Below are 12,030 nucleotides of genomic sequence, written 5' to 3' on the forward strand. Positions count from 1 at the left end.
TATTTATCAACGCAGTATGCAAGAATGGAAATGAATTGTTTCCATAAAATTGAGAATGGTGATGTTAAAAGATCTGCGTGATGTGGCATTGTTCAATGCAATAGCCAGTGGCGGAACATTATCGGCGGCCGGGCGCCAGCTCGGGATCTCGCTGGCCGTCGTCAGCAAACGGCTGACGCAAATGGAACAGCAGCTTGGCGTAAGGCTGTTTCACCGTACCACGCGGCATGTTTCGCTGACCGATGAAGGGTTAGTTTTTGCTGAACATGCAGCGCGGTTGCAGCAAGAGCTGGAGGCGATTGACAGCGCGCTGGCAAACCGTCTGGGTCGTGCCAGCGGGACCCTGCGGATCACCGCACCACACAGTATGGGGCAGCGCTGGCTCGCGCCGATCCTTAATGAATTTATGATTGAGCACTCCGGAGTTAAACTCCAGCTGCATCTTAGCGACCGGGTTATCGATCTGGCAGCCAGCGGCTATGACCTGGCAATCCGCTATGGTGCGCTGGCGGATTCCCGGCTGGTGGCGCGGGAGCTGGTTGGCAATCGGCGGGTGCTGTGTGCCTCGCCGGGTTATGCGGCAAGGCATGGCCTGCCGCAAACGCTGGAAGAGTTGAGCGCCCACTGTTGCATCGTCACCGGAGATGCACCGATGACCGAGTGGCGTTTTGGCAGCGATGAAGAGCAGCGCAGCGTGCCGATAAACTCGCGGCTGCAGGTCAACACCGGGGAAGCCGCGCACGCACTGGCGCTGAACGACGCGGGGATCGCGATGAAATCAATCTGGGACGTCGCGGGGGATCTGCGTGACGGACGTTTGCTAACGGTTCTAGGTAATTACCCACTGCCTGCGGCACCGCTGCACGCCATCTGGCTGAGCGGGCTTCACCAGCCGCCGCGAGTCAGGCTGTTCGTTGAGAAACTCAGGCTGCGACTGGCGCAGCACTGGAATGATTTTTAACCCGTGACATGTGAGGTCTCTGGTCCAGACTGGCGCAGAGGTCATGTTCCGCCGCGCCGGACATCGTAACACCACAACGCGAAAAGGAATGAAAGGTGATGAGAGTTGAAATTCAGGAGTTACCGGCCAGTCAGGTGGCGGGATATCGGCTTGAAGGTGCGTGGGAAATGACCGTTCCGCAGGGTTTTTCCCGATTGAGCGAGTGGGTAAACCGTAATCGACTGAAGGGCGAGTGGCTGGCGGTTTACCATGGCAATCCCCAGCAGATGTCGGTGGATCAGCTTAAAGTCGATACCGGTATCAGCGTGTCCGCAGAGTTTATTTTACCGCTCGACAGTGAGGGGGTGCAGCTGCGACCTATCCCGGCCGCGTGTTATGCCGTATCACATGTGCAGGTCAGGGATGGTGATTTTATCAAACCGTGGCGTAAGTTTTTTGATGACTGGCTACCGGGCAGCGGTTATCAGCAGGCGGAAGGTCCATGTTACGATCGATATCTGAATGATGGTTCAGAAACCGGCATCTGGGAATTCCTGATTTGCGTGCCGATTGAAAAGCGCCCGGTATAATGTGAATGTTTTATTGGAGTTTTGTAATTAAATTTCACTTAACAAAACCAGTGCGTTAAAGTTTTGCTACCGTGCGGTAATCACAGTGGTTAATGCTGCTTACCGCGCGGAAATGGCCTGAAAAACTGTCCAAAATCAGCCATGTCCGCCTGTCTATCTTCTGCGCTTCAGGTATTATTAGCCGCAATTTCTGATCTTTTTCGGAGCCTGTTTTGCGACCCGACACGCCGCTTTCGGCCCTGCATTTTAGCGTTTATCGCAACTACCGAATTGTTCACGGCATCCGCATTGCCGTGGCTTTTGTGCTCACCTTTCTGCTGGTGCGTCTGCTGGATATTCCGGAAGGCAGCTGGCCGCTGATCACCCTGGTTGTGGTGATGGGGCCCATCTCATCCTGGGGCAATGTGTTTCCCCGTGCGGTACAGCGTATAGGCGGCACGATCTTCGGATCAATATCCGGATTGATAGCGTTGAAGCTTGAACTGTTTAGCCTGCCGGTGATGCTGGTGTGGTGTGCCATCGTGATGTTTATCTGCGGCTTCCTCACGCTCGGTAAGTATCCCTATATGGCGCTGCTGATCGGCATTACCCTCGCGGTGATCTGCGGCGGTACGCCCGGGGATATTCATTCTGCGTTGTGGCGCGGGGGGGATGTTATTCTGGGCTCACTGCTGGCGCTACTGTTCACCAGCATCTGGCCGCAGAAAGCCTATACCCACTGGCGCATCCAGCTGTCCGACTCCCTGCTGGAGACGGCAAAAATCTATCATGCTGGTTTCTCGCCAAATCTGGTCGAACAGCCGCGCCTGACGCGCCCGCTACAGAGGCTATTGGGCAAGATAGTGAAAATGCGCTCGCTGATCGAACCCGCCAGCAAGGAAACACACACGCCCCGCTCGGTATTTGAGGCCATCCAGACACTTAACCGCAATATCGTTTGCACGCTGGAATTACAGTTAAACGCCGGGTGGGCCTCGCGGCAGAGCCATCTTATCCTGCTCAATGCGCCAACCCTGCGGCGCACGCAGCAGATGACGGAAGATATGCTGCGCACCCTGTCGAAAGCCATCGTTGACGGCAACACTGAACAAATGGCGGCCAACAGTGAAGAAATGGCGTCAATCAGTCGCGAACTGCGCCAGCTGATCGCCGAAGCCGGCGGTGATGAACAGGTGGAAACGCCAATCCACGGTTATGTCTGGCTGAGCCTTGAAATGGCTCGCCAGCTGGAAAGATTGTCCGATCTTTTGCGCCTCGCGCTGCGAAAATAAAACGATTCAGCAACTACTTACTGCGAGATGCTCAGCGCCAGGGTAAGATAGTGCTATTCGGTTGAGCAGATTTAACATTGCCATCGGCAGCGGTGTGCCGCTAAGCTGATAGCCACGACAGTGATGCCTGTGCAACAGGCCCAAAAGAAAGGTGTCTTCATGGAAAATGCAAAGCAATCATTTCAGGACGTACTGGAGTTCGTGCGTATGTTCCGTCGCAAAAACAAACTGCAGCGTGAAATCGTCGATAACGAAAAGAAAATCCGCGACAACCAGAAACGCGTGCTGCTGCTTGATAACCTGTCCGAGTATATTAAGCCGGGCATGAGCGTGGAAGCCATCCAGGAAATCATCGCCAGCATGCGCAGTGACTATGAAGATCGCGTTGATGACTACATCATCAAGAATGCTGACCTGTCGAAAGAACGTCGCGACCTGTCGAAAAAACTGAAAGCGATGGGCGAGCCGAAGTAACGTTCGGCATGAAAGGTAGAATCGTTCCTGGGTTTCACCGATACTGTTTCAGAGGCCACTATGCATATAGTGGCTTTTTTTTTACCTGAGGGAAGGGGCTACTGCTCCGGATCCTGTGCCAGAACGCGCGCCAGGCGGCGCAGTTCTGCTGCGACTTTAGCGCTCCCGTTTTTACCGTTGAACACCGGTGCCGTACTGTTGCGCACCACCAGCTCCGTGGTAAAGATTTCGCCCGCCCTGGGGTTTTGAGGCTGTTCCACGCGACTGATTAACCAATCGACACTACGCTCTCCCAGCAGACGCATGTCCTGGCGAACCGTAGTCAGCGGTGGCTGATACCAGGCGCTGTCGGCGGTATCATCGTAGCCCACTACCGAAACCTCGGTAGGCACCACAATGCCGCGCTGATGTAGCGCCTGCATCGCACCCAGCGCCATCTGATCGTTGGCCACCAGCAGTGCCGAAGGTAAATCGCGGTCGGCCAGCTGCATCACCGCCTGGAAGCCCGAGCTGGCGCTCCAGTCTCCAAACAGTTCGGCCTGCGCAACCAGCTGGTGCTGTTGCAGGACCTGCCGCCAGGCGTCTGCCCGTGCGCGTGCGGCAACCGATGAGGATGGGCCGTTAAGCAAAACAATGCGACGGTGTCCCAGCGCCAACAGATGCTCTGCGCCCTGACGTGCTCCGGATCGCGCGCTAAAGCCGCAGCTGGACACCGGCGCTTCTTCCGCCACGTCAAGGAACAGGCAGGGCAGGGAACCGGCCATTGTTTCAATCTGCTGCGCTGCCTCGGTTTCCAGCGGCAGATTAATCAGCAACGCATCCACCCGCTGCGCCAGCAGATCGCTGACCGCCGCCTGCGCACCGTCCACACCCGCCATTGCGATCACCAGATGCCATCCCAGCTGGCTGGTGCGCTGCTGCATCGCCGAGGCGATCTGCGCCGGCGCCAGCAGGGCCAGATCGCTGGTGGCCAGCCCCAGAGTACGGGTGTTCTTTCCGGCCAGCTGCTGGGCAACGCGATTCGGCACATAGTTAAGTGCAAGCATCGCAGCTTCAACACGGCTGCGGGTCGATTCGGCTACCCGGCTGGAATGATTCAGTACCCGGGAAACGGTCTGATAGGAGACGCCGGCTGCCTGAGCAACATCATCCAGCGTTACGGAACGGGATTTCATGATTAGCTCCTTTAAAGATGGCGCAGTGTAACAGTAAACACCGTGGCTCTGTTGACCTCCGGTTTAATTAATTCTGGCTCTGCGCCATATAATCAGCCGTCAGAAGCTCAATATTTATCTCGTAATTTTCAACGTTATTACACCCCATTTAGACAACGGCGGCGAACTGGAAGCAGGTTTGTGCTAAGGAAATAAGGATATCAAATGTCTGAACGCCCACTCTCACACGATATGGTGATCCGCTCGCTAGCGATGCGCCAGTGGAATGAAACCGTCGATGACGCTCGCGCCGTTGATGCACTGGAACAGGGGAAAGTGTTATTCCTGCCCTCGCTGGCTTTCCCTCTCAGCGCGGAAGAACTGACGCTGTTAACCCCGGATCTGGTCGATCCCAAACGCAAAAACATCAGTTTTAATGCCCAGAACGGCAAACTGAACGGCGTAGCGCAGGCGGAGAAAAAAGCGCTGGTGCAGGCGCTGCTGCAGCGTCATCATGATTATGCCTGCCAGCTGGTCAGCAGCCTGCTGCCGGAATATAAATCAGCGCTGCATTCGCCGGTTAACTCGCTGCGCCTGCATCCAATCACCGTCTGGCGTGACTCCACCTCATGGCGAAAAGATGACACCCGCCTGCATGTCGATGCTTTTCCTTCGCGCCCCAACCACGGCGAGCGTATTCTGCGTATCTTCACCAATATTAATCCGCACGGTGAAAGCCGCTGCTGGCGCGTAGGTGAACCTTTCCCCGTGCTGGCTAAACGCTTTATGCCACGTCTGAAGCGCTTTTCACCGTTCAGCAGCTGGTTGCAAGACCGCCTTGGCATCACCAAAAGTTACCGCAGCCATTATGATCATCTGATGCTGCAACTGCACGACACCATGAAAGGTGACGAGAACTACCAGCAGCAGGGACCGCAGGTCACGCTGGAACTGCCTGCGGGCAGCAGCTGGATTTGTTTTGCCGATCAAACCCCCCATGCGGCGATGAGCGGGCAGTTTATGCTGGAACAAACCTTCCTGCTGCCGGTGGCGGCGATGAAGAGTCCCGACAATGCCCCGCTTAAAATTTTGCAAAAACTCACGCAGCGAACGCTGATCTAAACCTTCACGGTGCAGACGCAGGCCTGCACCGCCGCAGCAAAGTACTTTGAAACATAAAAAGACTTTGCATAACGCTCGTGCTTTAACCATCATAAATAAGTCCCTTCTCTCCCTGATAAAAAGCTGGAATGACCTTGCAAAACCTCAGAGTTTCTCTGCAGCAGGCTATTCAACGTACCCCGTGGTATCCCAAAAGACGCTCCTGGCGGGTGTTGTTCTGGCGTGAAGTGACACCGCTGGCCGTACCGATTTTTTTTGAAAACCTCTGCGTCCTGCTGATGGGGGTGCTCAGTACCTTCCTGGTCAGCTGGCTGGGCAGTGAAGCGATGGCCGGCGTGGGCCTTGCGGACAGCTTTAATATCGTGGTTATCTCCTTTTTCGCCGCCATCGATCTCGGCACCACGGTGGTGGTGGCGTTCAGTCTCGGCAAGCTGAATCGCGAAAGAGCCGTGGCGGCCGCCCGCCAGTCGCTGGTCATCATGACGGTTTTTGCGGTGCTACTGGCGATTGCCATCGAATTTATCGGGCCGCAGATTATCGATCTGATTGCCGGTAAAGCGGAGCCGGAAGTTAAAGCGCTGGCGCTCTCCTATCTGCAAACCACGGCGTGGAGCTATCCGGCGGCAGCCATTGCGCTGATTGGTTGCGGCGCGCTGCGCGGAGCGGGCAATACCAAAATTCCGATGCTGATTAACGGCGGGATGAACATCCTCAATATTGCTATCAGCAGCGTGTTGATTTACGGCTGTTTCTCCTGGCACGGACTGGGGTTTATCGGTGCCGGGCTGGGGCTGACTATATCCCGCTATATTGGTGCGGCGGTGGTGATCTATGTGCTGGTCATTGGCTTTGTCCCGGCGCTGAAAATATCACTGAAAAGCTACTTCGCCCGGCTGAATATCAATATCCTGCGTGAAGTGCTGGGCATCGGCGTTCCCGCCAGCATCGAGTCGGTGTTGTTCAACGGTGGCAAGCTGCTGACGCAGATCTTCGTTGCCGGCATGGGGACGGATGTGATTGCCGGAAACTTTATCGCCTTCTCCATCGTATCGTTGATTAACCTGCCGGGAAACGCGCTGGGTTCCGCCTCGACGATTATTGTCGGTACCCGGCTTGGGCGCGGGCAGCTGGGCCAGCCGGAGCGACTGCTGCGCTACATCTTCTGGCTGTCGAATATTGGCCTGTGTACGCTGGCACTGCTGACGGTGCCGTTTGCCGGCGTGCTGGCGGCGTTTTACACCCAGGACCCGCAGGTGATCCACGTGGTGAAAATGCTGGTATGGCTTAACGCCGCCTTTATGCCGTTCTGGGCCGCCTCCTGGGTGCTGCCTGCCGGGCTGAAAGGTGCACGCGATGCGCGTTACACCATGTGGGTATCGCTACTCAGCATGTGGGGTGGGCGCATCGTTGCCGGGTATTTGCTCGGCATTGTACTCGGTATGGGCGTGGCGGGGATCTGGCTGGGCATGGCGCTGGACTGGATCATTCGTGGTGCCTGTTTCTGGCGACGTTTAAACAGCGGTCGCTGGCTATGGAAGTATCGTCCGGTCGCGAAGTAAGGTTTTGGCGCCGGCAAACCCTACCGCTTTCGCCCAAACGCACAGATTGTTACTTTTTTTCGTGGGTCTTAGCAGATTGCCGCTTGCAGTAAAGATATATCATAGATATATTTTTATGCGTTAATGAGAATCATTACCAGTTATGCCATTGCCAAAAGTGTGGAGAACGTTATGACAGTCACATCGGTAACAGAAACAGCACAGACAGCATCACGAACACAGCTGACCATCACCCTGGAGGGCGCGCGCAACGCTATCGCTGCCGCGCAGCAGAAAGCGGCGGAGAACGGCTGGCGTATCAGCGTAGCGGTGGTTGACCATGCCGGCCAGCTGGTGGCACTCGAGCGCAGCGACAGCGCGATCGGTATCAGCCCGGATGTGGCTATCGGCAAGGCGCGGACGGCCGCGCTGCTGCAGGCTCCCTCACAGGAGTTTGAGCAGTTTATCAACAGCGGTCGCCCAAGCTTTCTGGCTACGCCCGGCGTCACGCCGCTGGAGGGCGGGGTACCCATCTGGCTGAACGGAATGGTGATTGGTGCCGTTGGCATCAGCGGGGCACACGGTGCCAATGATTCGCTGGTGGCGGAAACCGCCGTGCTGGCGGTTTGTGTCTGACACACACCCTGATTACACGTTATCTAATGCTTCCGGTGGGTGTGTGGCCTGCCGGTGTTACGTTGCCGGATCTAATCCGGTAGCCCAAGGAGAATTATCTTGTCAGAGAATAAAAGCCGCACGCCGAAGCGCGTACGTAACGAACTGCGCTTCCGTCAAATTACGGTGGCAGCAAAAACGCTCGTCGCCGAAAATTTCTGGCGTATTGATTTTATCGGTGACGAACTGGCCGGGTTCGTTTCGCCGGGCTTTGATGACCATATCAAAGTGTTCTTCCCGGATGCCGCCACCGGTGAGCTGCATCTGCCGGAAGTGACTTCCGACGGCGTGGTGTGGAAAGAGGGCACCCGCCCGGTTTCCCGCGACTATACGCCGCTGTGGTTTGACGGCGTGAAAAACACGCTGACTCTGGACTTTTACATTCACGATGGCGGCGTCGCCAGCGGCTGGGCGGCACAGGCTCAGGTCGGCGACCCGCTGGCAATTGGCGGCCCGCGAGCCTCGATGATCGTGCCGGAAGATTATGCCTTCCAGCTTTACGTCTGTGACGAAAGTGGTCTGCCGGCGTTCAAGCGCCGTAAAGAAACCGTTCAGGGCGGGGTGGGTAAACTGTTCACCTTTGCTGATGAAGCCAGCGGTAGCCTCTATCTGGACGGCCTGAACGGCATCGATGCCAGCTGGCTGGGCAGCGGAAAAATGCACGGCGAACGTCTGCAGGCGCTGATTAGCGAACTGGACAGCATTCAGTTGCCAAACGATGACTACTTTATCTGGCTGACCGGTGAAGGCAAAGCGGTAAAGCAGCTTAATGACTACTTTGTCCTTCAGCGCGGCTGCGACGATAACTTTGTGCGTGCTGTGGCCTACTGGCACCAGAAGTAACCTGACAGGCGGCCACGCCGGTTGTGTTTCGCCGGGTGGCGGTCTACTATCATCCCCCTTATTTTTCCGCACGGGCAGGCGATGAAACGACCGCAATCTCCCTTTATTCCCTCAGACAGCGAGCCGCGTGGTGCCTGCGTCAGCCAGCGCAAAAAGCGCCGTGAAAAAATGCTCGACGGCAGCGATGTTCGCCTGCTGGTACTGCATTTTCTCAGCCAGGAACAGGCCCACGGCTACGAGCTGATTAAAGCCATTGAGGATTTGTCGAAAGGGGAATACACGCCCAGCCCGGGAATTATTTATCCCAGCCTGACGCTGCTGGAAGAAACGGCGATGATTACCGCTGTCGATCTGCAGGCGGCGCGTAAAGCCTATCGACTGGAGCCGCAGGGCCGTGCCTGGCTGCAGCAGAATCAATCCGATCTGGCAACTATCGTGCAGCGGCTTTCCTCGCTGGCGGTGCTGGTGCATAACCGCAGCGTGCCGGAAGTCGAGCGGGCGATCCATAATATGAAAACCGCACTCAACTCGCGGCTGTCACAGCAGGATATCTCGCAGGAAACCCTCTACGCTATCGTTGATGCGCTGGACGAGGCGGCGAAAAAGATCGAGCGCAGCTAGCTTAGTTGCCAGAGCCAGAGCCAGAGCCAGAGACACAGCCAGAGCCAGAGACACAGCCAGAGCCAGAGACACAGCCAGAGCCAGAGACACAGCCACAGCTACAGCTACAGCTACAGCTACAGCTAGAGCCTGCATGTCAGGCACCGCTGGCTTTGCACATAAATGCATGCCACATCCCCCATCGTCAGTTCCGCCCAGCAATCTACCCGGTGATGCAGATTGCCGTTGCCGCCGGTGGCCCCTGTTGATGATGCCTGCCACGGCGACAAATATGCTGATATCGATAGCGTCGCGCTGATGAAAGCGGTGGTGGGCATGGTGTGGGACGATCCGGCGAAGCGCTACGGCGCGGCGGTGGTGGCGACTTTCGTGAAGGGCAAGCAGGCTGGCGCAACCAACCGCGAAAGCTACACCAACAGCGGCACGGCGCTGACCGATTCCAGCACCGAGTACAATTGCATCCCCGGCTACGGCATGGTGGATATGACTGCGTACTGGCAGGTGGCGAAGAACGTAAAGCTGAGCGGCGGTATGTTATAACCTGACCGATCGTAAATACTGGGATTATCTCAGCAGCCGCTGCAAGAAGTGGCAGAGAAACGCCAGCAGTACGTTATCGGCATAGCTGGCCACCACGCCGTGAAAATCCAGCTCCGCCATGCGCTGGGCCCAGCGCTCGTCTTCATCGGCCGGAGGATGGTCGTAAACGGCAATCAGCTGATTTAATCGCGCAAAACCGGCTTCGTCGATGGCGTGGATCGCGCTGGCGGTGGCAATCGGCTCCAGCGCTTTGCGCAGGGCATAGATATTGCCGATCGACAGCTCGCGGGTGAACAGATAGTTGGAAAGCAGGCTCATGGCGCGGGTCTCGGTCATCGACTCGATAAACGCGCCGCCGCCCGGCCCGGTTTAGGTGCGGATCAGTCCCTGCACTTCCAGCGACTTCAGCGCTTCACGCACCGTAGCTTTGCCTGCGGCGTAGTGCTGGGCCAGGTCTTTTTCCTGCGGCAGCCGGTCGCCTGGTACCAGGTTATCGCGAATAATGGTTTCTTTAATCGCATCAACGATTTCGTCGGTGCGCTTGCGGCGCGGTGCGTCCGGGGTGCCCTGGCTCATTAATTCTTTCCTTCACAGACGAGGGGCGCTGGCGAGCAGACTCTGCGTGTAGCGGTGCTGAGGTGAACGAAACAGCGTGGCGTCATCGGCACATTCTACCAAATCTCCGTGATACATCACTGCTACCCGATCGGCAATGGATTCGACCACCGCCAGATCGTGGCTGATAAACAGGTAGGAGAGGCCAAATTGCTCTTTCAGCTGCTCCAGCAGCAGCAGAACCTGCGCCTGTACGGACACGTCCAGCGCACTGGCCGGTTCATCCAGCACCAGAATGCGCGCTTCGGCGGCCAGCGCCCGCGCCAGCCTCTGGGCCTGCCCGCCGGAAAACTCGTGCGGATAGCCGATCAGCGCATCGGCGGGCATTTTCACCGCCTCCATCAGCTCCAGCATCCGTGCTTTTCTCTTGGCACCGCCGTAGCCGCACAGCGATTTCAGCGGCACGTCCAGCGTCTCGGCGATGGTTTTTCTCGGGTTCAGCGAGGCGACCGGGTCCTGAAAGACATACTGGATCAGCCGGCCGTTCTCTTTCGCGCTGCGCCCGGAGCCGGTCTCGTTGCCCATCAGGCGGATGGTGCCCGATGTCGGCGTTTCCAGCCCGACCAGCATGCGTGCCAGGGTACTTTTTCCCGAGCCGCTTTCGCCCACTACCGCCAGCGTTTCCCCGGCGGCAAGATGCAGTGAGATCCCTTTCACCGCCTGCACCTGATGAGCTGCCGGGCTGAACCAGCGGGCGACCTGGCCGAAGGTTTTCGTCAGATTTTCTACCTCAATCACGTTGCTCATACGCGCTCCTGCTGGGGCTGGCGGGTGGGATAAAGCGCCGCGACCTGGCGCAGGAAATCACGTCCCTGGCCGGCTTTCGGCACGCTGGCGATCGGCCGCCGGGTGTAATCATGCTGCGGATTGGCCAGTACGGTGGCGGTATCGCCGCTCTCAACAATTTCGCCGTGGCGCATCACCGCCACCCGGTCGCAGATCTGCGCAATCACCCCGAAGTCGTGGGTGATAAACAGCAGCGTCAGGCCGCGCTGGCGGCGCAGGTTTTGCAGCAGCTCAAGAATGCGCGCCTGCACGGTAACGTCCAGCGCGGTAGTCGGTTCATCGGCGATGATGATCTCAGGGTCGTTCGCCAGCGCCGCCGCTGATTTCCCCCGGCGGGGAGGCCAGCAGTCCCATAATCGACAGCGCAGTAACGCTTTTCCCCGAGCCGCTTTCGCCAATCAGCCCCAGGCATTCCCCGCGTTGCAGATGAAAGCTGATGCCTTTCACCGCCTGCTGCACCTGTTTACCGGCGCGGAAGCTGACCTTCAGATCCACCACGTCCAGCAGGGTACCGTCGGTTCTGGCGGCAGGAACGGCAGGGCGGGTGGCGGTGGTAACTGCCCGCGCCCGCTGCAGCCCCGTTCGCCGGTGGTGCAACCGGCGGAGCAAGGGAGATAAATTACAGGGTTGTGCACACTTTTCGTAAGAATATTGTAAAAACAGTAAATGAATATTCACCCACCAGTTTTTTTTACACTAACGTTACAGCGTGGCTGTGCTGGACGCGATTTGCATAGGGGTTGCATAGTTATTCATTTCAGTGCTTTGAATTCTCGCAAAAAAACCTCGGTCCATTCCCTTTATGCACTCCCTGGCACGATCGGTGCTTTATCTCGCTGGCTGAAATACTTGCTTTTATTA

13 protein-coding genes and 2 pseudogenes are annotated in these 12,030 nt (G+C 57.1%); 10 read left to right on the plus strand and 5 right to left on the minus strand.

The features are described 5' to 3' along the window. The first annotated feature begins 61 nt into the window (after positions 1-61). The 4 genes from AC07U6_RS17560 to tmaR all read left to right on the plus strand — a co-directional run bounded on the left by AC07U6_RS17560 (position 62) and on the right by tmaR (position 3,275). Complete coding sequence (locus AC07U6_RS17560; RefSeq protein ID WP_494763064.1) at positions 62-961, plus strand: LysR family transcriptional regulator; 900 nt, start codon at positions 62-64, stop codon at positions 959-961. Between the two features lie 98 nt (positions 962-1,059). Then, complete coding sequence (locus AC07U6_RS17565; RefSeq protein WP_494764510.1) at positions 1,060-1,530, plus strand: GyrI-like domain-containing protein; 471 nt, start codon at positions 1,060-1,062, stop codon at positions 1,528-1,530. A 212-nt stretch (positions 1,531-1,742) separates the two neighbouring features. After that, the gene (locus AC07U6_RS17570; RefSeq protein ID WP_494763063.1) at positions 1,743-2,801 is read left to right on the plus strand and encodes an FUSC family protein; all 1,059 of its coding nucleotides are present in this window, start codon (positions 1,743-1,745) and stop codon (positions 2,799-2,801) included. 159 nt (positions 2,802-2,960) lie between these two features. Further along, positions 2,961-3,275 carry a PTS system regulator TmaR gene (tmaR, locus tag AC07U6_RS17575; protein ID WP_105591443.1) on the plus strand — a complete coding sequence of 105 codons (315 nt, stop codon included), beginning with the start codon at positions 2,961-2,963 and terminating at the stop codon, positions 3,273-3,275. A gap of 98 nt (positions 3,276-3,373) precedes the next feature. On the opposite strand, the gene AC07U6_RS17580 is transcribed toward tmaR, so the two are convergent. Further along, entirely contained in the window at positions 3,374-4,450 is a 1,077-nt protein-coding gene (locus AC07U6_RS17580; protein WP_494763062.1) for a LacI family DNA-binding transcriptional regulator, read from the minus strand. Between the two features lie 204 nt (positions 4,451-4,654). On the opposite strand from AC07U6_RS17580, the gene kdoO reads away from it, so the two are divergent. From kdoO to AC07U6_RS17610, 6 genes and pseudogenes are all read left to right on the plus strand, one after another. Next, the gene (gene kdoO / locus AC07U6_RS17585) at positions 4,655-5,551 is read left to right on the plus strand and encodes a Kdo hydroxylase KdoO (RefSeq protein ID WP_494763061.1); all 897 of its coding nucleotides are present in this window, start codon (positions 4,655-4,657) and stop codon (positions 5,549-5,551) included. Positions 5,552-5,679: 128 nt separating this feature from the next. Beyond that, positions 5,680-7,110 carry an EmmdR/YeeO family multidrug/toxin efflux MATE transporter gene (locus AC07U6_RS17590; protein ID WP_494763060.1) on the plus strand — a complete coding sequence of 477 codons (1,431 nt, stop codon included), beginning with the start codon at positions 5,680-5,682 and terminating at the stop codon, positions 7,108-7,110. A 171-nt stretch (positions 7,111-7,281) separates the two neighbouring features. Then, complete coding sequence (locus AC07U6_RS17595) at positions 7,282-7,725, plus strand: GlcG/HbpS family heme-binding protein (protein WP_494763059.1); 444 nt, start codon at positions 7,282-7,284, stop codon at positions 7,723-7,725. A 96-nt stretch (positions 7,726-7,821) separates the two neighbouring features. After that, complete coding sequence (locus AC07U6_RS17600; protein ID WP_494764509.1) at positions 7,822-8,607, plus strand: siderophore-interacting protein; 786 nt, start codon at positions 7,822-7,824, stop codon at positions 8,605-8,607. Between the two features lie 81 nt (positions 8,608-8,688). Beyond that, positions 8,689-9,228: a PadR family transcriptional regulator gene (locus AC07U6_RS17605; protein WP_494763058.1), complete on the plus strand. Its 540-nt coding sequence runs from the start codon at positions 8,689-8,691 to the stop codon at positions 9,226-9,228. A gap of 261 nt (positions 9,229-9,489) precedes the next feature. Continuing rightward, positions 9,490-9,808, plus strand: a pseudogene (locus AC07U6_RS17610) (hypothetical protein); the annotation flags it as partial. On the opposite strand, the pseudogene AC07U6_RS17615 reads toward AC07U6_RS17610, so the two are convergent. The 4 genes and pseudogenes from AC07U6_RS17615 to AC07U6_RS17630 all read right to left on the minus strand — a co-directional run. Further along, a pseudogene (locus AC07U6_RS17615) lies at positions 9,796-10,344 on the minus strand (FadR/GntR family transcriptional regulator); the annotation flags it as partial. The pseudogenes AC07U6_RS17610 and AC07U6_RS17615 sit on opposite strands and share 13 nt — an antisense overlap. 12 nt (positions 10,345-10,356) lie before the next feature. Continuing rightward, the gene (locus tag AC07U6_RS17620; RefSeq protein WP_494763057.1) at positions 10,357-11,130 is read right to left on the minus strand and encodes an ATP-binding cassette domain-containing protein; all 774 of its coding nucleotides are present in this window, start codon (positions 11,128-11,130) and stop codon (positions 10,357-10,359) included. Then, positions 11,127-11,567, minus strand: coding sequence for a hypothetical protein (locus AC07U6_RS17625; RefSeq protein ID WP_494763056.1), 441 nt, complete (start codon positions 11,565-11,567; stop codon positions 11,127-11,129). The genes AC07U6_RS17620 and AC07U6_RS17625 overlap by 4 nt, the downstream gene beginning before the upstream one ends. Beyond that, complete coding sequence (locus AC07U6_RS17630; protein WP_494763055.1) at positions 11,464-11,766, minus strand: ATP-binding cassette domain-containing protein; 303 nt, start codon at positions 11,764-11,766, stop codon at positions 11,464-11,466. The genes AC07U6_RS17625 and AC07U6_RS17630 overlap by 104 nt, the downstream gene beginning before the upstream one ends. Between the last annotated feature and the right edge of the window lie 264 nt (positions 11,767-12,030).

This window comes from Erwinia sp. GW821-FHT03D09 (assembly GCF_059420805.1).